The sequence below is a fragment of the Pseudomonas fulva genome (genome assembly GCF_023517795.1).
GTDB classification, from domain to species: domain Bacteria; phylum Pseudomonadota; class Gammaproteobacteria; order Pseudomonadales; family Pseudomonadaceae; genus Aquipseudomonas; species Aquipseudomonas fulva_D.
In genome coordinates this window covers 5,181,043-5,200,438 of record NZ_CP082928.1, presented here as the reverse complement: position 1 = coordinate 5,200,438, position 19,396 = coordinate 5,181,043, and the positions used below count along the sequence as shown (strand labels likewise).

The window sequence follows — 19,396 nt, the reverse complement described above, 5'->3', positions numbered from 1 at the left end:
CTGATACAAGGATGTATCGCCCCAGAAAAAAGCCCGGTCAGTGCCGGGCTTCTTTCGTTCTGGGGCGGATCACTCCAGCGTCAGGGCGACGCGTCCACGCTCGGGGCAGGCTTCCATGTAGCGATGCGACTCGGCGAACTCCTCGAAAGCGAAGGTCTTGTCGATCCGCGGCTTGAGCAGGCCATCGGCGGTGAGCATGTTGATGTGATCCAGGGCGCGCTGCACGGCGGCGTGATCCTGCTCGATGCCCAGTTCCGAGTGCCCGGTGAAGTCCAGCACGCAATGACGGAAGAACTGCAGGTGTTTCTTGAACGCGGCACAGGCCGGGAACGCGGTGTCGTTGCCACCGTTGAGGCCGTAGAGGATCAGCTTGCCGCGGGTGGCGGCGACGTCACCGAGCAGCTTGAGCTGCTGGCCGGCGCAGTGGTCGAGGATCACCTCGGCGCCCTTGCCCTCGGTGTAACGCTCGACCTCGAGAACCAGATCCTGCTCCTCGGTGAAGATGATCTTGTCGGCGCCCAGCTCGCGCAGGAACTCGCGGCTGCCCGGCACGCTGGTCGAAACGATGACCTTGGCACCCAGCGCCTTGGCCAGTTGCACCGACTGCGGCGCCAGGCAATGGCAGGCCTCGGTGATCAGCACGTGCTGGCCGGCCTTGAGCTTGGCCAGGTCGACCATCGCGAAATAGGCGAACAGCAGGCCGGTGTAGTGGATGCTCGCCTCGACCGGGCTGAGCACGTCGGGGTAGCGGGTCAGCGCATAGCGCGGCACCACCACCATGTCCCCCCAGGTCGGGTAACGGTTGGGCGTATTGGCCGGGAACGCGGCTACCGGCGTGCCGACCGCAAGGTCGTCGACACCCTCGCCCACGGCTTCTACGATACCGGCCAGCTCGGAGCCGACCCCGGAAGGTAATTTGGCTTCTTCGGACGCCAGGTTCTGGCGCCACAGCACGTCACCCCAGCTGACGCCGAGCGCCTGGACACGTACCAGCACCTCCCCGGCATTCGGAGTGGGTGTCGGCATTTCTTCGCACTGCAATACGCTGGCGTCGCCGAACTTGTGGAAACGGATCATGCGGGACATCGTCAACCTCAACTGATCGCGGATTGGGTCATTCACTGGATTCGACTTTATCTGCAGACCTGGGTGCACACCACCCGACACGACTAATAGTCGTCATGCCTGGCAGTGATATAGGCCGGCGGAACGTGTGGATATGCCAATGTTACCGGTGTCTTTCCCAATGCGCTCAAGTGCTCGTACTATTGGCGGACAAGGCTCTCACTAGCGTCCCGCTCTGGCAAGCCCGCACATTTGGAACCCGGATGAACCGCAACGACCTGCGCCGTCTCGATCTCAACCTGCTGATCGTGTTCGAAACGCTGATGCACGAACGCAGCGTGACCCGTGCGGCAGAGAAACTGTTCCTTGGCCAGCCGGCGATCAGTGCGGCATTGTCGCGCCTGCGCAACCTGTTCGACGACCCCCTGTTCGTGCGCACCGGCCGCAGCATGGAGCCCACCGCCAGGGCCCAGGAAATCTTCGCCCTGCTGTCGCCGGCGCTGGATTCGATCTCCACCGCGGTCAGCCGCGCCTCGGAGTTCGACCCGGCCACCAGCACCGCGGTATTCCGGGTCGGCCTGTCGGACGACGTCGAGTTCGCGCTGCTTCCGGCGCTGCTGCGGCGCCTGCGCTCCGAGGCGCCCAACGTGGTGCTGGTGGTGCGCCGTGCCAACTACCTGCTGATGCCCAACCTGCTCGCCTCCGGGGAAATTTCCGTAGGCGTGAGCTACACCGAGGAGCTGCCGGCCAACGCCAAGCGCAAGACGCTGCGGCGCAGCAAGCCGAAGCTGCTGCGTGCCGATTCGATACCTGGCAAGTTGAGCCTCGACGAATACTGCGCTCGCCCCCACGCCATGGTGTCGTTCGCCGGCGACCTCAACGGCTTCATCGATGATCAGTTGGCGCGCTTCGAGCGCACCCGCAAGGTGGTGCTCGCCGTGCCGCAGTTCAACGGCCTGGGCACCCTGCTGGCCGGTACCGACCTGATCGCCGTGGTGCCCGACTACACCGCCGCCGCGCTCACCGCCGCCGGCGGCCTGCGCGCCGAAGACCTGCCCTTCGAAAGCGACAGCTTCGAGATGTCCATGGCCTGGCGTGGCGCCCAGGACAACGACCCGGCCGAACGCTGGCTGCGCTCGCGCATCCAGATGTTCTTCGGTGATCCCGACAGCCTGGAATAGCGCCTGGAACCAGCTTGGCCATCTAGATTAAATAGATAGGTAGCTTTCTATTTATATTCCAACGGGTAATATCATCATTCGTGATGATATTTATTTTCGTGGCATTCGATTCGTGCCCGGATGTTGCAGCGACCAGACTCCGCCTCCATCACCTCCCTCTCCTCTTGGCGGATCGCAATCATGGAACAGTCCAACCCAAGGCTCTGGCAATTTCCCCTGGCCCTTACCGCAGCCCTCGTACTGGCTGCCTGTGGCAAGAGCCAGGAAACCGCACAGCAGATGCCTACCCCCAAGGTCAGCGTGGCCGAAGTCATCGAACAGCCCCTCAACGAATGGGACGAGTTCACCGGCCGCCTCGAAGCGCCGGAATCGGTGCAGATCCGCCCCCGGGTTTCCGGCTTCATCGACAAGGTGAGCTTTACCGAAGGGGCACTGGTTAAGAAAGGCGACCTGCTGTTCCAGATCGACCCGCGCCCTTTCCAGGCCGAAGTCAAACGCCTGGAAGCGCAGCTGCAGCAAGCCCGCTCCAATCAGGTTCGCGCCAGCAGCGAAGCCCAGCGTGGCGAGCGCCTGCGGGAAGGCAATGCGATTTCCACCGAACTGGCCGATGCACGCAAGAGTGCGGCCCAGGAGGCCCAGGCCGCCGTGGCCGGCATTCAGGCCGAACTCGACAACGCTCGCCTGAACCTCAGTTTCACCCGCGTGACCGCGCCCATCGATGGCCGCGTCAGCCGTGCCGAAGTCACCGCCGGCAACCTGGTGACCGCCAGCGAATCGCTGCTCACCTCGCTGGTGTCCACCGACAAGGTGTACGCCTACTTCGACGCCGACGAGCGCGCCTTCCTCAAGTACACCGAGCTGGCTCGCAAGGCCGGCCACGACAGCCGTGGCAAGAGCCCGGTGTACCTGGGCCTGTCCAATGAGGAAGGCAACCCGCACCTGGGCCAGCTGGACTTTCTCGACAACCAGGTCAACCCGCGCACCGGCACCATCCGCGGCCGCGCGGTGTTCGACAACCGTGACGGCCAGTTCACCCCGGGCCTGTATGCGCGCCTGAAGCTGGTGGGTAGCGACACCTACGACGCCATGCTGATCCAGGACGTCGCCGTCGGCACCGACCTGGGCAAGAAGTTCGTGCTGGTGCTCGGTGACAACAACACCGTGGCCTACCGCTCGGTGGAGCTGGGGCCCAAGCTGGAGGGCTTGCGCATCGTACGCAGTGGCCTGGCCAAGGGCGACCGCGTGGTGGTCAACGGTCTGCAGCGTGCCATTCCGGGCAGTACCGTGGACCCGCAAGCCGTGCCGATGGCCGACGAGAAGACCCTGGCGACGCTGGAAAAGCAGCGCAAGGCCGTGGCCTCGGCGCGCAACAATGACGAACCGCTGAAGGTCAGCCTCAAGTAACAGCGGGCCTCGCCCTCTCCCCCTTCCTACCCGAGAACCTGCTCGCGCCGCCCATGGCGTGGGCAGGCTGGGCTGTGCCCGCATCAAAAGGACTCTAACGATGAACTTCTCGCAGTTCTTCATCCAGCGGCCGATCTTCGCCGCCGTGCTGTCGCTGATCATCCTGATCGGCGGCGCCATCTCGCTGTTCCAGCTGCCGATCAGCGAATACCCGGAAGTGGTGCCGCCCACCGTGGTGGTACGTGCCGACTTTCCCGGTGCCAACCCCAAGGTGATCGGCGAAACCGTCGCCTCGCCGTTGGAGCAGGCCATCGTCGGCGTCGAGGGCATGCTCTACATGTCGTCCCAGGCGACCAACGACGGGCGCATGACGCTGACCATCACCTTCGCCCTGGGCACCAACCTGGATACTGCCCAGGTGCAGGTGCAGAACCGCGTCACCCGCACCATGCCGACGCTGCCCACCGAAGTGCAGCGCCTTGGCGTGACGGTGGACAAGGCCTCGTCGGACATGACCATGGTCGTGCACCTGACCTCGCCCAACGACGCCTACGACATGCTCTACCTGTCCAACTACGCCTCGCTGAACATCAAGGACGAGCTGGCTCGCCTCGATGGCGTCGGCGACGTGCAGCTGTTCGGCCTCGGCGACTACTCGATGCGCGTGTGGCTGGACCCGGACAAGGTCGCCTCCCGCGGGCTCACCGCCACCGACGTGGTCAATGCCATCCGCGAGCAGAACCGCCAGGTGGCGGCCGGCTCCCTGGGCGCACCACCGGCGGCCAGCGACAACAGCTTCCAGCTGTCGATCAATACTCAGGGCCGTCTGGTCAGCGAGGAAGAGTTCGAGAACATCGTGGTGCGCGCCGGCGAGAACGGCGAGATCACCCGCCTCAAGGACATCGCCCGCATCGAACTGGGCTCCAAGCAATACGCCCTGCGTTCGCTGCTCAACAACAAACCCGCCGTGGCCATGCCGATCTTCCAGCGCCCGGGCTCCAACGCCATCGCCATTTCCGATGCGGTGCGCGAGCGCATGGCCGAACTGAAGCAGAGCTTCCCCCAGGGCGTGGATTACGAAATCGTCTACGACCCGACCATCTTCGTGCGCGGCTCCATCGAAGCGGTGGTGCACACCCTGCTCGAAGCCATCGTGCTGGTGGTGCTGGTGGTGATCCTGTTCCTGCAGACCTGGCGCGCCTCGATCATCCCCCTGGCCGCCGTGCCGGTGTCGCTGATCGGCACTTTCGCGGTCATGCACATGTTCGGCTTCTCGCTCAACGCCCTGTCACTGTTCGGGCTGGTGTTGGCCATCGGTATCGTGGTGGATGACGCCATCGTCGTGGTGGAGAACGTCGAACGCAACATCGGCCTCGGCAAGACGCCGCTGGAGGCGACCCGCCAGGCCATGAAGGAAGTCACCGGGCCGATCGTCGCCACCGCCTTGGTGCTGTGCGCCGTGTTCGTGCCGACCGCCTTCATCTCCGGCCTCACCGGGCAGTTCTACCAGCAGTTCGCGCTGACCATCGCCATCTCCACGGTGATCTCGGCGTTCAACTCGCTGACCCTGTCGCCGGCCCTGGCCGCCGTATTGCTCAAAGGCCATCACGAGCCCAAGGACCGTTTCTCGGTGGTCCTCGACCGGCTGTTCGGCCGCTGGCTGTTCAACCCCTTCAACCGCGTGTTCGAACGGGCCAGCCATGGCTACGTCGGCACCGTGCGCCGGGTGGTGCGCGGCAGCGGCATCGCGCTGATCCTCTACGCCGGCCTCATGGGGCTGACCTACCTGGGCTTTTCCAGCACGCCCACCGGCTTCGTGCCGCCCCAGGACAAGCAGTACCTGGTGGCCTTCGCCCAGCTGCCGGACGCCGCCAGCCTGGACCGCAGCGAAGCGGTGATCAAGCGAATGTCGGACATCGCCGCCAAGCACCCCGGCGTGGAGAACACCGTGGCCTTCCCGGGCCTGTCGATCAACGGTTTCACCAACAGCCCGAACAGCGGCATCGTGTTCGTCACCCTGAAGGACTTCGATCAGCGCAAGGACGCGTCGCTGAGCGCCAACGCCATCGCCGCGGACCTCAACGGCCAGTTCGCCAGCATCCAGGAAGCCTACATCGCCATCTTCCCGCCACCACCGGTGATGGGCCTGGGCACCATCGGCGGCTTCCGCGTGCAGCTGCAGGATCGCGGCAGCCTGGGTTACGAGGAGCTGTACAGGCAGACCCAGAACATCATCGCCAAGAGCCAGAACGTACCGGAGCTGGCCGGGCTGTTCACCAGCTATCAGGTCAACGTGCCCCAGGTGGAAGCCAACCTCGACCGCGAGAAGGCCAAGACCCATGGCGTGGCCATCGATGACATCTTCGACACCATGCAGGTCTACCTCGGCTCGCTGTACGCCAACGACTTCAACCGCTTTGGCCGTACCTACCAGGTCAACGTGCAGGCCGACCAGCGCTTCCGCCTGGACGCCGAGCAGATCGGCCAGCTGAAGGTGCGCAACAACCGGGGCGAGATGATTCCGCTGTCGACCTTCGTCAAGGTCAGCGACACCTCCGGCCCCGACCGGGTGATGCACTACAACGGCTTCATCACCGCCGAGATCAACGGCGCGGCAGCCCCCGGCTACAGCTCCGGCCAGGCCGAAGCGGCGATGGCCAAGCTGCTCAGGGAAGAACTGCCCAACGGCATGAGCTACGAGTGGACCGAGCTGACCTACCAGCAGATCCTCGCCGGCAATACCGCACTGTTCGTGTTCCCGCTCTGCGTGCTGCTGGCCTTCCTGGTGCTGGCCGCTCAATACGAGAGCTGGAGCCTGCCGCTGGCGGTGATCCTGATCGTGCCGACGGTGCTGCTGTCGGCCATCACCGGGGTGATCCTGTCCGGTGGCGACAACAACATCTTCACCCAGATCGGCCTGATCGTCCTGGTGGGCCTGGCGTGCAAGAACGCCATCCTGATCGTCGAGTTCGCCAAGGAACAGCAGGAACATGGCCTGGATCGCGTCGCCGCGGTGCTGGAAGCCTGCCGCCTGCGCTTGCGGCCGATCCTGATGACCAGCTTCGCCTTCATCATGGGTGTGGTGCCGCTGGTGCTGTCCAGCGGCGCCGGTGCGGAAATGCGTCATGCGATGGGCGTCGCGGTATTCAGCGGCATGCTCGGCGTGACCTTCTTCGGCCTGCTGCTCACCCCAGTTTTCTATGTGCTGATCCGCGCCTTCGTGGAAAAACGCGAGGCGCGCAAACAACAGGCTCGTCTGCAGGAGGCCCAGGCATGAATTCGATGATCACTCATCTGCCCCGTGGGCTGCTGATCCCCGCCCTGGCGCTGGCCATCAGCGCCTGCGCGGTCGGCCCGGATTACAGGGCGCCACAGGACGCCAACGGGGTGTCCGCGCCAGCGGCCCGGGGCAGCTACGACACTGCCCACTTCGAAGCGCAGTGGTGGCAGCAGTTCGACGACCCGACGCTCAACCAGTTGGTCGAGCAGTCGCTGCAGGACAACCGTGAATTGCGCGTGGCCTACGCCCGTCTGCGCGCCGCCCGCTCGATTCTTGACGACATGGCCAACGACCGCCTTCCCACCGTGACCAGCCGGGCCAGCAGCGAGATCGGCAAGGCCCAGCAGCCCGGCGTGACCGAGCAGCGGGTCAACGCCGAGCGCTATGACCTGGGCCTGGACATGGCCTGGGAGCTCGACCTGTTCGGGCGCATCCAGCGGCAGCTGGAAGCCAGTGAAGCGCAGATAGAGGTGGCCCAGGCCGACTACCAGCAGCTGCAGGTCAGCCTGATAGCCGAACTGGTCGACGCTTATGGCACCTTGCGCGGCGCCCAGTTGCGCGAAAGCATCGCCCGTTCCGACCTGGAGAACCAGCAATCGTCGCGGGACATCATCGAGCGTCGCCGTGAGGTCGGCATGGGCAGCGAGCTGGACGTGCTGCGTTCCGACGCCCGCCTGGCGGCCACCGAAGCCACGCTGCCGCAGCTCCAGGCGCAGCAGGTGCGGGCGCGCAACCGCATCGCCACCCTGCTCGGCCAGCGCCCTGATGCGCTGAGCGTGGACCTGTCGCCACGGCCGCTGCCGGCCATCGCCAAGGCCCTGCCGATCGGTGATCCGGGCGAGCTGCTACGCCGCCGGCCGGACGTGCGTGCTGCCGAGCGGGAGCTGGCAGCCGCCACTGCCCAGGTTGGCGTGGCCACCGCGGACCTGTTCCCGCGGGTCAGCCTGTCCGGCTTCCTCGGCTTTACCGCCGGGCGTGGTTCGCAACTCGGCTCCTCGGCGGCGCGCGCCTGGGGCGTGGCACCGACCATCAGTTGGGCGGCGTTCGACCTGGGCAGCGTCCGTGCCCGTCTGCGCGGCGCCGAGGCGGATGCCGACGGCGCCCTGGCCAGCTACGAGCAGCAGGTATTGCTGGCCCTGGAAGAGTCGGAAAACGCCTTCAGCGATTACGGCAAACGCCAGCAACGTCTGTTGTCACTGGTACGCCAGTCGGAGGCCAGCCGCGCCGCCGCGGCCCAGGCCGCGCTGCAATACCGTGAAGGCAGTGCGGATTTCCTGGTGCTGCTCGACGCCGAGCGTGAGCGTTTGGCCGCCGAAGACAGCCAGGCCCAGGCCGAGGTCGAGCTTTACCAGGGCATCGTCGCCATCTACAAGGCACTGGGCGGCGGCTGGCAGCCGGCGTCCTGAGTATCCCTTTCCCTCCCGGCCGCTTTGTCGGCCCTTGTTGCCCCATGCAGATGCCCCTCTGCGTGGGGATTTTTTTTACGAAGTACTGCCCTTGTGGGAGCGCGCCATGCGCGCGACGTCACGGGCATGGCCCGTTCCCACGGCCGGCTTGCGCAAGGCCCCCGCCGCGAGCGCCATGCCTGCACTCGAAAAATGATGGTTCGCATCGGAATCCTCGATTGCCCGGCAGGCCGCCTTCCGGTACAAACGGCACCTTGTTGCCGTAGGCCTTCTCACCTGGAGAGTTGCATGTCCCGCCCCGCCCCGCTGTTGCTGCTGATCGCCCTGGCCAGCGCCCTGATGCTCGCCGGCGCCCTGATTGCCCAGCATGTGTTCGGCTGGGAGCCCTGCACCCTATGCGTGCAGATCCGCCTGTGGCTGTGCCTGACTGCCGCCATCGCCCTGCTGCTGAGCGCCGCCTCGGCAGCCCGGCAGACCTGGCTGGCGGTGCTGCTGTGGCCGCTGTTGCTGGCCGCCAGCGGTATGGCGCTGATCGACAACGCCCATGTCACCCTGATCGAACTGGGCATCATGGAAAGCACCAGTTGCTCGCCCTTCCCGTTCTACTACCAGCAGTTGCCGTTGCACGAATATTGGCCGGCGGTGTTCATGAGCGGCGGCGTGTGCGGCATGAACGACTACAAGATTCTCGGCCTGCCCTTCACCGTGTGGACGCTGGCCAGCATTGCCGCCTTGTTCGTGCTGGTGCTGGTCACCCTGTGGCGCAGCATTCGCGGCACACGCTGAGCCCCTATGCGCAAGGTACTGGTAATCGGCTACGTGTGGCCGGAGCCGCGTTCGTCCGCGGCTGGCAGCCGCATGCTGGAACTGCTCGGGGTGTTTCGCGGCCAGGGCTGGCAGGTCACCTTCGCCAGCGCCGCGGCACTGTCGACCCACCGTGCCGACCTGGCCGAACTCGACATCGAGGAAGTGGCCGTCGCCCTGAACTGCGACAGTTTCGATGGCTATGTCGCGGCCCTGCAGCCGGACCTGGTGCTGTTCGACCGCTTCTTCACCGAGGAGCAGTTTGGCTGGCGGGTCGAGCGGGCCTGGCCAGCGGCCCTGCGGGTGCTCGATACCAGTGACCTGCACTGCCTGCGCGATGCCCGCCACGGCTTGCTCAAGGCCTGCCAGCAGGCCTGCGCCAACGAAACCCAGCGCCAGCAGGTGGGGCCGGTGCAGGCATCCGCGCAGCAGCTGTATGCGACTATGGCCGGCGGTGACATGGCCCAGCGCGAGGTGGCGTCGATCTACCGCAGCGACCTGACGCTGATGATTTCCGCGTTCGAGATGCAACTGCTGCAGGCGCAATTCGGCGTGCCGGCGAGCCTGCTGCATGACTGCGCGCTGATGTTGATCCCGCCGGCGCTGGTCGACCTGCCCTTCGCCGAGCGCGCGCATTTCCTGAGCATCGGCAACTTCCGCCATGCGCCCAACTGGGACGCCGTGCTGTGGCTCAAGCACGCCCTGTGGCCGTTGATTCGCGCGCAGCTGCCGCACGCCCAGCTGCATGTCTACGGCGCCTACCCGCCGCCCAAGGCCACGGCGCTGCACAACCCCATACAGGGCTTTCATGTGCTGGGCTGGGTGGACGACGCCCACCGGGTGATGGCCCAGGCCCGCGTGTGCCTGGCGCCCCTGCGCTTCGGCGCCGGCATCAAGGGTAAATTGGCCGATGCCATGGCCTGCGGCACGCCCAGCGTGACCACCTCCATCGGCAGCGAGGGCATGCACGGCGAACTGCCCTGGCCGGGGCACGTGAGCGACGACGCCCAGGCCTTTGCCGAGGCGGCTGTGCAGCTGCATGAAGACCCGGCGGCGTGGTCGCAAGCGCGCAGCCACAGCGCGCCGCTGCTGCAGCAGCGCTTCGATCGCCCGCGGCTCGGCGCCGAACTGCTCACCAGGCTGGAGCAGTTACTGGAGACGCGCGAGCAGCATCGCCAGCTGAACTTCGTCGGTGCCATGCTGCGTCACCACCAGCACAAGAGCACCCAGTACATGTCCCAGTGGATCGCCGCCAAGAACGCACGCGGCAGCTGAGCCCGGCAGGCTGGCATTTTGCCGCGCCAGGTGGCGCAGCTAGACGGCTGTCACATATATGGCGCCATGATTGCAGTAGACTTCGCCTACAATCCTAAGCGATTCCCACGGGCGCTACTGCCAACCGGCGTCCGACCTAAAAAACAGTCGACAAGAATAAGGTCTTCCACATGCTGAAAAAGATCGCTGTCGCGGCCGTCTGCGCCCTGACGCTCACTTCCTATGCCGCCGTTGCCGAAGAAGGCACGCTGGTGATCAAGCTTTCCCATGTGGTCGCCGACGACACGCCCAAGGGCCAGGGTGCGCTGATGTTCCAGCGCCTGGTCGACCAGCGTCTGGAGGGCAAGGTGCGGGTCGAGGTCTACCCCAACTCCTCGCTGTATGGCGATGCCAACGAACTGGAAGCGCTGCGCAACAACGAGGTGCAGATGCTGGCCCCGTCGCTGGCCAAGTTCGACCAGTACACCAAGCAGCTGCAGGTCTTCGACCTGCCGTTCATGTTCGATGACCTGGAGGCCGTCAATCGTTTCCAGAAGCGCGCCAAAGGCCGCCAGCTGCTGCGTTCGATGGAAGAGCAGAACATCGTCGGTCTGGCCTATTGGCACAACGGCATGAAGCAGATGTCGGCGACCAAGGCCCTGCGCGTGCCCGGTGATGCCGCCGGCCTGAACTTCCGCATCCAGAATTCCAAGGTGCTCGATGCCCAGTTCGCCCAGCTCGGCGCGAGCGCGGTGAAGATGCCCTTCGCCGAGGTCTTCAAGGGCCTGCAGAGCGGCCAGGTACAGGGCGCGGAAAACCCCTGGTCGAACATCTACAGCCAGCGCCTGCACGAGGTGCAGCCGTTCATCACCGAAACCAACCACGGTGTGCTCGACTACATGCTGATCAGCAACGCGCGCTTCTGGTACGGCATCCCCCACCAGATCCGCACCGAGCTCGAAGCGATCATCGACGAGGTTACCTACGCGGTGAATCGCCAGGCCGAGGAAGCCAACCAGGCCGATCGCCGCCGCATCGAAGCCTCCGGCAAGAGCCAGATCATCAGCCTCACCCCGGAACAGCGCCAGGCCTGGCGCGAGGCGATGCGTCCGGTATGGCAGCAATTCGAGGCCGAGATCGGCAGCGACGTGATCAAGGCTGCCCAGATCGTCAACCGCAAGCGCCACGACTGAGTGCTGCAAACCAAAGAGGCCCGCATAACGCGGGCCTCTTTGGTTTTAGTCGCTTCCAGTCCCAGGCTGTTCGAAGCGCCATCCGCAGCAGCCGCTCCCGGGTATCGCTGCGCCCAACGCCGGGCTACGAACACCACTAGTTGGGCGCGTGCTGAGCCCCTTCGAACCAGGCCAGCTTCTCGCGTAGCAAGACCACTTCGCCGACGATCACCAGCGTCGGGGCATGCACCTCATGGCGCGCTACCAGGTCCGGCAGGTTGGCCAGGGTACCGGTGAATACCCGCTGATTGCTCGTGGTGCCCTGCTGCACCAGCGCCGCCGGGGTGCTGGCGGCACGCCCGTGGGCGACCAACTGCTGGCAGATGGTCGGCAGGCCGACCAGGCCCATGTAGAACACCAGCGTCTGGCTCGAGGCCACCAGCTCCTGCCACGGTAGATCGGCGCTGCCGTCCTTCAGGTGGCCGGTGACGAAGCGTACCGACTGGGCGTGGTCGCGGTGCGTCAGGGGTATGCCGGCATAGGCCGAACAGCCGCTGGCCGCGGTGATGCCCGGCACCACCTGGAAGGGAATGCCATGGGCCGCCAGTTGCTCGATCTCTTCGCCGCCACGACCGAAGATGAACGGGTCACCGCCCTTGAGGCGCAACACGCGCTTGCCGGCCTTGGCCAGGTCGATCAGTCGCTGGTTGATCTGCTCCTGGGGCACGGCGTGATCGGCGCGGCGCTTGCCGACATAGATGCGCTCGGCGTCACGCCGGCACAGCTCGACGATGGCCGGGGCGACCAGGCGGTCGTAAAGCACCACGTCGGCCTGCTGCATCAGGCGCAACGCGCGAAAGGTCAGCAGGTCGGGGTCGCCGGGGCCGGCACCGACCAGGTACACCTCGCCCAGCGCCTGGGGAGCCGCGCCGTTGATCTTGTCTTCGAGCAGGCGGCGGGCTTCGCCGAGCTTGCCGGCGAAGGCGCTCTCGGCGACCGGCCCCTGGAACACGTCCTCCCAGAACACGCGGCGCTGCTGCACGTCCGGGAACAGGCTCTTGACCTGGGCACGGAAAATTTTCGCCAACCCGGCCAGCTGGCCATAGGTTGCCGGGATCCAGGTCTCGATCTTGGCGCGGATCAGGCGCGCCAGCACCGGGGCATCGCCGCCGCTGCTGACCGCGACGATCAGCGGCGAGCGGTCGACGATGGCCGGGAAGATCACGCTGCACAGCGCCGGCGCGTCCACCACGTTGACCGGAATACCGAGGGCCTGGGCCTGCTCGGAGATCTGCGCATTGAGCGGCACGTCGTCGGTCGCGGCGATGACCAGCGACACACCCTGCAGATCGTCTGCCTCATAGCCACGCAGCAGCAGCTCCCCTGCCCCCTGCTCGACCAGTTCACGCAGTTCGCTGCCCACGTCGGGCGACACCACCCGCAGCGTACCGCCGGCATCGGCCAGCAGCCGTGCCTTGCGCAAGGCGATTTCGCCACCGCCCACCACCAGCACGCGGCGGTTCTGCAATTTGTGGAACAGGGGAAGGAAGTCCATAGCGAGGCCCGTCTCAGTCACCCGATCGGCGACGTATGAAATAGAGAGGCCCCTGATACGGGGCCTGATTCAACACTGGTGCTGCACCACGCGCGGTGCAGCGGCTCAGATGACCTCGATGCCACCCATGTAGGGTTTCAGCACCTCAGGCACACGGATGCTGCCGTCGGCCTGCTGGTAGTTCTCCAGCACCGCCACCAGGGTACGACCCACCGCCAGGCCGGAGCCGTTGAGGGTGTGCAGCAGCTCGGGCTTGCCGGTTTCCGGATTGCGATAGCGGGCCTGCATGCGGCGGGCCTGGAAGTCGCCACAGTTGGAGCACGAGGAAATCTCGCGGTACTTGTCCTGGCTCGGCACCCAGACTTCCAGGTCGTAGGTCTTGGTGGCGCTGAAGCCCATGTCGCCGGTGCACAGGGCCAGCACGCGGTACGGCAGTTCGAGCAGTTGCAGCACCTTCTCGGCGTGGCCGGTCAGCTCCTCCAGCGCCTCGAAGGACTTGCCCGGCTCGACTACGTGGACCATCTCGACCTTGTCGAACTGGTGCTGGCGGATCATGCCTCGGGTATCACGGCCCGAGGCACCGGCCTCGCTGCGGAAGCACGGCGTGTGGGCGACGAACTTCAGCGGCAGCTGCTTGGCCTCGATGATTTCGCCGGCCACGATATTGGTCAGCGACACTTCGGCGGTCGGGATCAGGTAGAAGTCCGCCTCGCCCTCACGGCTGATCTTGAACAGGTCTTCCTCGAACTTCGGCAACTGGCCGGTACCCTGCAGTGCAGGTGCTTGCACCAGGTACGGCGTATAGGCCTCTTCGTAACCATGCTCGGCGGTGTGCAGGTTGATCATGAACTGCGCCAGGGCGCGGTGCAGGCGGGCGATCGGCCCACGCAGCAGCGCGAAGCGTGCGCCGGACAGCTTGGCGGCGGTTTCGAAATCCAGCCAGCCGTGCTGCTCGCCGAGGCTGACGTGATCCTGCACGGCGAAATCGAAGGCACGCGGCGTACCCCAGCGACGCACTTCGACGTTGTCGTCTTCATCGGCGCCCACTGGCACCGACTCGTGGGGCAGATTGGGAATGCTCAGCAGCAGGTCGTCGAGTTCGACCTGGATGGCGTCCAATTCGCGCTTGCCCTCTTCCAGTTCGTTGCCCATGCGGTCGACATCGGCCAGCAGCGGCGCGATGTCTTCACCGCGCTGCTTGGCCTGGCCGATGGACTTGGATCGACTGTTGCGCTCGGCCTGCAGTTGCTCGGTGCGGGTCTGGACGGACTTGCGCTGGGCCTCGAGGGCTTCGACGCGGGTCACGTCCAGTTCATAGCCACGGGTGGCCAGACGCTGGGCAATATCGTGCAGTTGGCTGCGCACCAGTTTGGAATCGAGCATTTCAGGTTCTCGTCGATCAGAGTTTGGTTAACGAAAGGCCCGCCCAGGTGGCGAGCAGGCCGCCCAGGACACTCACTGCCACATAGGCCAGGGCCAGCGGCGCCTGGCTGCCTTCCAGCAGGCGCAGGGTGTCCAGGGAAAACGAAGAAAATGTGGTGAAACCGCCCAGCACGCCGACGATCAGCCCGGCCCGAACGGGCAGCGGCACCTCGGGGCGCATCAGGAACAGGCCGTAGAGTACCCCGATCAGCAGGCAGCCGACGAGGTTGACGAGCAAGGTGGCGCCATAAAAATGCTGCGGCCAGTTGGCTGCGACCCAGTTGCCGGTGAAAAACCGCGCCAATGTGCCCAGGGCGCCGCCGACGGCAACTGCCGCAACGGTGACGATCATGACTTTCTCCGTTGCCTGGGGCTGTTGGCATCCTGGTTGGCCAGGTGGGCTAGCTTGTCGCGAATCTTCAGTTCCAGGCCGCGCGGCACCGGCTCGTAGTAGCGCCGCGGTTCGAGGTCCTCGGGAAAGTAGTCCTCGCCGGCCGCGTAGGCATCGGGCTCGTCATGGGCGTAGCGGTATTCGTCGCCGTAACCGAGCTCCTTCATCAGCTTGGTGGGCGCGTTGCGCAGGTGCAGCGGCACCTCTCGCGAGCCATTCTCGGCGACGTCGCGCTTGGCGGCCTTGAAGGCCATGTACACGGCATTGCTCTTCGGCGCGCAGGCCAGGTAGACGATGGCCTGGGCCACCGCCAGTTCGCCTTCCGGGCTGCCCAGGCGCTCCTGCACGTCCCAGGCGTTAAGGCACAGGGTCAGGGCCCGCGGGTCGGCGTTGCCGATATCCTCGCTGGCCATGCGCACCACGCGGCGCGCGATGTACAGCGGGTCGCAGCCACCATCGAGCATGCGCGCGAACCAGTACAGCGCACCATCCGGGCTGGAGCCGCGAATCGACTTGTGCAGCGCGGAAATCTGGTCGTAGAAGGCCTCGCCACCCTTGTCGAAACGCCGCCGCGTATCGCCGAGCAGGTCGAGCAACAGTTCGGTGCTGATCTCGCCACCGTCATCGGCCAGGTCGGCGGCGTTTTCCAGGAAGTTGAGAAAGCGCCGGCCGTCACCGTCGGCCGCATTCTTGAGGATCTCGAAGCTTTCTTCCGGCAGCGTCAGGCGCCGCTCGCCCAGCCCCTTGGGCTCGTTCAGGGCGCGCTCGACCAGCTTGCGCAGTGCGGCGTCGTCGAGGCTCTTGAGCACGTAGACCCGGGCGCGGGACAGCAAGGCATTGTTGAGTTCGAAGGATGGGTTTTCGGTGGTCGCGCCGATGAAGATCAGCGTGCCGTCCTCGACATAGGGCAGAAAGGCGTCCTGCTGGGACTTGTTGAAGCGATGCACTTCGTCGACGAACAGGATCGTACGGCGGCCATACTGCGCCGCATGCTGCTGGGCCATCTCGACGGCCTGGCGGATTTCCTTGACGCCGGACAACACCGCGGAAATGGTCTCGAAATGCGCATCGGTGACCTGGGCCAGCAGGCGGGCCAGGGTGGTCTTGCCGACCCCGGGCGGGCCCCAGAAGATCATCGAGTGCAGGGCGCCCTGCTCCAGCGCTTCGCGCAGCGGTTTGCCGCGGGCCAGCAGGTGCTCCTGACCGACGTATTCGTCCAGGGTGGTCGCCCGCAAACGGGCGGCCAGGGGCTGGGCGACGGGCGCGCTGCGAAACAGATCCACGGCTTACCTACTCTTGAATGACGTCCGCACCCTCGGGGATGTCGAAGCTGAACTGCTTGTCATCCAGAGGCTGGTTCATCTTCACGCTCATGAACAGGATATTGGTGCGCTGGCCGATGCTGTCGATCAGCTGCATGTCGTTGAGCACGCCGTTGCGAAAGGACAGGCGCAGGCTGTCGAACAGGGTGTCCTTGGACTTCGGCTTGAGAATGAAGTCCACCACGCTGCCGCCTTCCTTGAAGGTGATCTCGAAGTTTTCGCGGATCTGCGACACGTCGCCGGACAACAGCAGCGCCGGGGTGTGGGTCAGGCGCTGGTCGAGGGACTGGATGGTCACCTGCTCCAGATCAGGGTCGTACAGCCACACCTGCTTGCCATCGGAAACCAGCAACTGCTCCATCGGCTCGTCGGTGTGCCAGCGGAACAGGCCGGGGCGCTTGAGGGCCAGCTCGCCAGCGGTTTCCTGTAGCTGGGTGCCGCTGCCATCGAGGGACAGCTGGGAAAAGCGTGCGGTGATGGTCTGCGCCTGGTTGAGCAGCTCGGTCAGGCGTTTGACCGCCGCCTCGTCGTCAGCGTGGGCGAACAGGCTGGCCGTGGTGAGAACGGCGAGCAGCATCAGGCGAATCAGGCGCATGGGGATCCTCTGTCAGATTAATCGCGGTTCTGCCCGGGTGCGATGACCTCGCGCGAGCCGTTGGTGTTCATCGGTGTCACGACGCCGGCCATTTCCATGGCTTCGATCATCCGGGCAGCGCGGTTGTAGCCGATCTTCAGCTTGCGCTGCACCGAGGAGATGGAGGCGCGGCGGCTTTCCAGTACGAAGTTGACCGCTTCGTCGTACAAAGGATCACTTTCGCTGTCTTCACCACCCTCACCGCCGCTGCCGCCGTCGAAGCCACCGCCGCCGCCCTCTTCCGAGCCGGCGAGAATGTCTTCGTTGTAATCGGGGGCGCCACGCAGCTTCCAGGCCTCGACCACGCGGTGCACTTCATCGTCGGACACGAAGGCGCCATGCACGCGGATCGGCAGGCTGGTGCCCGGCGGCATGTAGAGCATGTCACCGTGGCCGAGCAGCTGTTCGGCGCCGCCCTGGTCGATGATGGTGCGCGAGTCGATCTTGCTCGATACCTGGAAGGCCATACGGGTCGGGATGTTGGCCTTGATCAGGCCGGTGATCACGTCCACCGAGGGGCGCTGGGTGGCGAGAATTAGGTGGATGCCGGCGGCCCGCGCCTTCTGGGCGATACGGGCGATCAGTTCCTCGACCTTCTTGCCGACGATCATCATCATGTCGGCGAATTCGTCGACCACCACCACGATGGTCGGCAGCGGCTTGAGCAGCGGCGCTTCGTCTTCCATGCTCTCGCGACGATACAGCGGGTCGGCGAGCGGCTCGCCGGCCTCGATGGCGTCCTTGACCTTGCGGTTGAAGCCCGCCAGGTTGCGCACGCCCATCTTCGACATCAGCTTGTAGCGGCGCTCCATCTCCGCCACGCTCCAGCGCAGGGCGTTGGCCGCCTCCTTCATGTCGGTGACCACCGGGCACAAGAGGTGCGGAATGCCTTCGTAGATCGACAGCTCGAGCATCTTCGGGTCGATCATGATCAGCCGCGCATCTTCCGGGCTCGACTTGAACAGGATCGACAGGATCATCGCGTTGACGCCCACCGACTTACCGGAGCCGGTGGTACCGGCCACCAGCAGGTGGGGCATCTTCGCCAGGTCGGTGATCACCGGCTTGCCGCCGATGTCATGGCCCAGGGCCAGGGCGACCGGCGACTTGGCGTCATCGTACTCCGGGGTGGACAGCACTTCGGAGAAACGCACGATCTGGCGATTCTCGTTGGGAATTTCGATGCCCACGGTGGTCTTGCCGGGAATCACTTCCACGACGCGCACGCTGGTCACCGCCAGGGAGCGGGCCAGGTCCTTGGCCAGGTTGGCGATGCGGCTGACCTTGACGCCGGCGGCCGGCTGGATTTCGTAGCGGGTGATCACCGGGCCCGGGTGGATCGAGTCCACCGTGACCTCGACGCCGAATTCCTTGAGTTTGATTTCCAGCAGGTGGCCGACGCCAGCCAGGGACTCGGGCGAGTACTCGACCTTCTTGGCTTCGGCCGGGTCGAGCAGCGAAATGGGCGGCAAGGTGCCTTCCACGGCGCTGTCGACGAACAGCGGCACCTGCTTTTCCTTCTGCACGCGCTTGCTCGGCTCCGGTGCCTTGGGCGCCACCGGGGCGGATATCACCGGTGCCGGGCGGCTCTCGCGTTCGCTCATGTGCTTGTTGAGCGACTCTTCGCGCTCGATCAGGCGTTCCTTGACCTTGGCCTGCTCGCGGCGGTCCTTGACCACCGGGGCGGCGACGTCATGCACGCGCTCGTCCACTTCACGCAGCTGGGCGACCAGTTGCTTGCGATCCTGGCGCGAACTCCACCAGCGATTGACCACGCTCTGCACCAGCTCCAGCAGGTCGAGGGTGATCTTGCCGGTCAGGTCCATGACCTTGAACCAGGACAGGTCGGTGAACACGGTCAGGCCGAACAGGAACAGGGCGATGAACAGCAGCGTGCTGCCCTGCACGTTGAGCGCCGCGACGGTCAGTTGCCCGAGGCTCTCGCCCAGCGCGCCACCGGCCGAGGCCGGCATGTTGGCGCTGCTCTGGAAATGGATGTAGGCCAGCGCCGCACCGGACAGCACCAGGAACACCAGGCCGATCAGCCGCCAGGAGAACAGCCAGCCGCTCCAGTGCCAGGGCTCGTGGCGGGCCCGGAACACCTGCAGGGCCTTGATGCCCAGCAGCAGCGGAAACAGGTAGGCGAAATAACCGAGGGCCATGAACAGCACGTCGGCGAACCAGGCACCGGCCCGCCCGGCGGCATTGTGCACCTGCTCGACGTTGCTGGTGTGCGTCCAGCCCGGATCGGCCGGGTCATAGGTGAGCAGCGCCATCCACACGTAGAGACACAACGCCCCAAGAGCGATCAGGGCGCCCTCTTTGAGGCGATATGGCAATTGCTGGCGCCAGGCCGGCGCCGGTGCTGTAGAGCTAGAGTTCTTCAAAACGCATCTGTTCCTGCGCTGCTAGCGCGCCGAATGATCGGTGGAGGACGAAACGCCGCCATTGTACGGCATGCCGCCGGTGCATTGGGGAACCGATCACCCGGCTGGCTCCCGCTCGT

At 65.4% G+C, this 19,396-nt stretch carries 14 protein-coding genes; 7 read left to right on the top strand and 7 right to left on the bottom strand.

Annotated elements, in window-relative coordinates; translation table 11 throughout:
* Nucleotides 1–69 precede the first annotated feature (69 nt).
* Nucleotides 70–1,086 carry a zinc-dependent alcohol dehydrogenase family protein gene (locus K8U54_RS24005; RefSeq protein ID WP_249908143.1) on the bottom strand — a complete coding sequence of 339 codons (1,017 nt, stop codon included), beginning with the start codon at nucleotides 1,084–1,086 and terminating at the stop codon, nucleotides 70–72.
* A gap of 242 nt (nucleotides 1,087–1,328) precedes the next feature.
* On the opposite strand from K8U54_RS24005, the gene K8U54_RS24000 reads away from it, so the two are divergent.
* The 7 genes from K8U54_RS24000 to K8U54_RS23970 all read left to right on the top strand — a co-directional run bounded on the left by K8U54_RS24000 (nucleotide 1,329) and on the right by K8U54_RS23970 (nucleotide 11,587).
* On the top strand, nucleotides 1,329–2,246 hold the full coding sequence (locus tag K8U54_RS24000; protein ID WP_249908142.1) for a LysR family transcriptional regulator: 918 nt from the start codon (nucleotides 1,329–1,331) through the stop codon (nucleotides 2,244–2,246).
* A 180-nt stretch (nucleotides 2,247–2,426) separates the two neighbouring features.
* A complete protein-coding gene (gene mexE / locus K8U54_RS23995; RefSeq protein WP_249908141.1) occupies nucleotides 2,427–3,650 on the top strand; it encodes a multidrug efflux RND transporter periplasmic adaptor subunit MexE in 1,224 nt (407 codons plus the stop codon).
* 100 nt (nucleotides 3,651–3,750) lie between these two features.
* Nucleotides 3,751–6,927: an efflux RND transporter permease subunit gene (locus K8U54_RS23990; RefSeq protein WP_249908140.1), complete on the top strand. Its 3,177-nt coding sequence runs from the start codon at nucleotides 3,751–3,753 to the stop codon at nucleotides 6,925–6,927.
* Nucleotides 6,924–8,336 (top strand): efflux transporter outer membrane subunit, encoded by a 1,413-nt coding sequence (locus K8U54_RS23985; RefSeq protein WP_249908139.1) that lies wholly within the window; start codon nucleotides 6,924–6,926, stop codon nucleotides 8,334–8,336. The genes K8U54_RS23990 and K8U54_RS23985 overlap by 4 nt, the downstream gene beginning before the upstream one ends.
* A gap of 288 nt (nucleotides 8,337–8,624) precedes the next feature.
* Nucleotides 8,625–9,122: a disulfide bond formation protein B gene (locus K8U54_RS23980; protein WP_249908138.1), complete on the top strand. Its 498-nt coding sequence runs from the start codon at nucleotides 8,625–8,627 to the stop codon at nucleotides 9,120–9,122.
* A 6-nt stretch (nucleotides 9,123–9,128) separates the two neighbouring features.
* The gene (locus K8U54_RS23975; protein WP_249908137.1) at nucleotides 9,129–10,415 is read left to right on the top strand and encodes a glycosyltransferase; all 1,287 of its coding nucleotides are present in this window, start codon (nucleotides 9,129–9,131) and stop codon (nucleotides 10,413–10,415) included.
* 170 nt (nucleotides 10,416–10,585) lie between these two features.
* Nucleotides 10,586–11,587, top strand: a complete 1,002-nt coding sequence (locus K8U54_RS23970) for a TRAP transporter substrate-binding protein (protein WP_249908136.1) — start codon at nucleotides 10,586–10,588, stop codon at nucleotides 11,585–11,587.
* 136 nt (nucleotides 11,588–11,723) lie between these two features.
* On the opposite strand, the gene cysG is transcribed toward K8U54_RS23970, so the two are convergent.
* The 6 genes from cysG to ftsK all read right to left on the bottom strand — a co-directional run bounded on the left by cysG (nucleotide 11,724) and on the right by ftsK (nucleotide 19,277).
* A complete protein-coding gene (gene cysG / locus K8U54_RS23965) occupies nucleotides 11,724–13,121 on the bottom strand; it encodes a siroheme synthase CysG (protein WP_249908135.1) in 1,398 nt (465 codons plus the stop codon).
* Nucleotides 13,122–13,226: 105 nt separating this feature from the next.
* A complete protein-coding gene (gene serS / locus K8U54_RS23960; protein WP_249908134.1) occupies nucleotides 13,227–14,504 on the bottom strand; it encodes a serine--tRNA ligase in 1,278 nt (425 codons plus the stop codon).
* Between the two features lie 16 nt (nucleotides 14,505–14,520).
* Nucleotides 14,521–14,895, bottom strand: coding sequence for a fluoride efflux transporter CrcB (gene crcB, locus K8U54_RS23955; RefSeq protein ID WP_249908133.1), 375 nt, complete (start codon nucleotides 14,893–14,895; stop codon nucleotides 14,521–14,523).
* Nucleotides 14,892–16,217: a replication-associated recombination protein A gene (locus K8U54_RS23950; RefSeq protein ID WP_249908132.1), complete on the bottom strand. Its 1,326-nt coding sequence runs from the start codon at nucleotides 16,215–16,217 to the stop codon at nucleotides 14,892–14,894. The genes crcB and K8U54_RS23950 overlap by 4 nt, the downstream gene beginning before the upstream one ends.
* Nucleotides 16,218–16,224: 7 nt before the next feature.
* Nucleotides 16,225–16,851, bottom strand: a complete 627-nt coding sequence (gene lolA / locus K8U54_RS23945) for an outer membrane lipoprotein chaperone LolA (RefSeq protein ID WP_249908131.1) — start codon at nucleotides 16,849–16,851, stop codon at nucleotides 16,225–16,227.
* Between the two features lie 17 nt (nucleotides 16,852–16,868).
* Nucleotides 16,869–19,277: a DNA translocase FtsK gene (ftsK, locus tag K8U54_RS23940; protein ID WP_249908130.1), complete on the bottom strand. Its 2,409-nt coding sequence runs from the start codon at nucleotides 19,275–19,277 to the stop codon at nucleotides 16,869–16,871.
* Between the last annotated feature and the right edge of the window lie 119 nt (nucleotides 19,278–19,396).

Bases quoted from the DNA above. Each gene is read 5' to 3' on its own strand.
- K8U54_RS24005 (WP_249908143.1), bottom strand. From the start codon at position 1,086: ATGTCCCGCATGATCCGTTTCCACAAGTTCGGCGACGCCAGCGTATTG.
- K8U54_RS24000 (WP_249908142.1), top strand. From the start codon at position 1,329: ATGAACCGCAACGACCTGCGCCGTCTCGATCTCAACCTGCTGATCGTG.
- mexE (WP_249908141.1), top strand. From the start codon at position 2,427: ATGGAACAGTCCAACCCAAGGCTCTGGCAATTTCCCCTGGCCCTTACC.
- K8U54_RS23990 (WP_249908140.1), top strand. From the start codon at position 3,751: ATGAACTTCTCGCAGTTCTTCATCCAGCGGCCGATCTTCGCCGCCGTG.
- K8U54_RS23985 (WP_249908139.1), top strand. From the start codon at position 6,924: ATGAATTCGATGATCACTCATCTGCCCCGTGGGCTGCTGATCCCCGCC.
- K8U54_RS23980 (WP_249908138.1), top strand. From the start codon at position 8,625: ATGTCCCGCCCCGCCCCGCTGTTGCTGCTGATCGCCCTGGCCAGCGCC.
- K8U54_RS23975 (WP_249908137.1), top strand. From the start codon at position 9,129: ATGCGCAAGGTACTGGTAATCGGCTACGTGTGGCCGGAGCCGCGTTCG.
- K8U54_RS23970 (WP_249908136.1), top strand. From the start codon at position 10,586: ATGCTGAAAAAGATCGCTGTCGCGGCCGTCTGCGCCCTGACGCTCACT.
- cysG (WP_249908135.1), bottom strand. From the start codon at position 13,121: ATGGACTTCCTTCCCCTGTTCCACAAATTGCAGAACCGCCGCGTGCTG.
- serS (WP_249908134.1), bottom strand. From the start codon at position 14,504: ATGCTCGATTCCAAACTGGTGCGCAGCCAACTGCACGATATTGCCCAG.
- crcB (WP_249908133.1), bottom strand. From the start codon at position 14,895: ATGATCGTCACCGTTGCGGCAGTTGCCGTCGGCGGCGCCCTGGGCACA.
- lolA (WP_249908131.1), bottom strand. From the start codon at position 16,851: ATGCGCCTGATTCGCCTGATGCTGCTCGCCGTTCTCACCACGGCCAGC.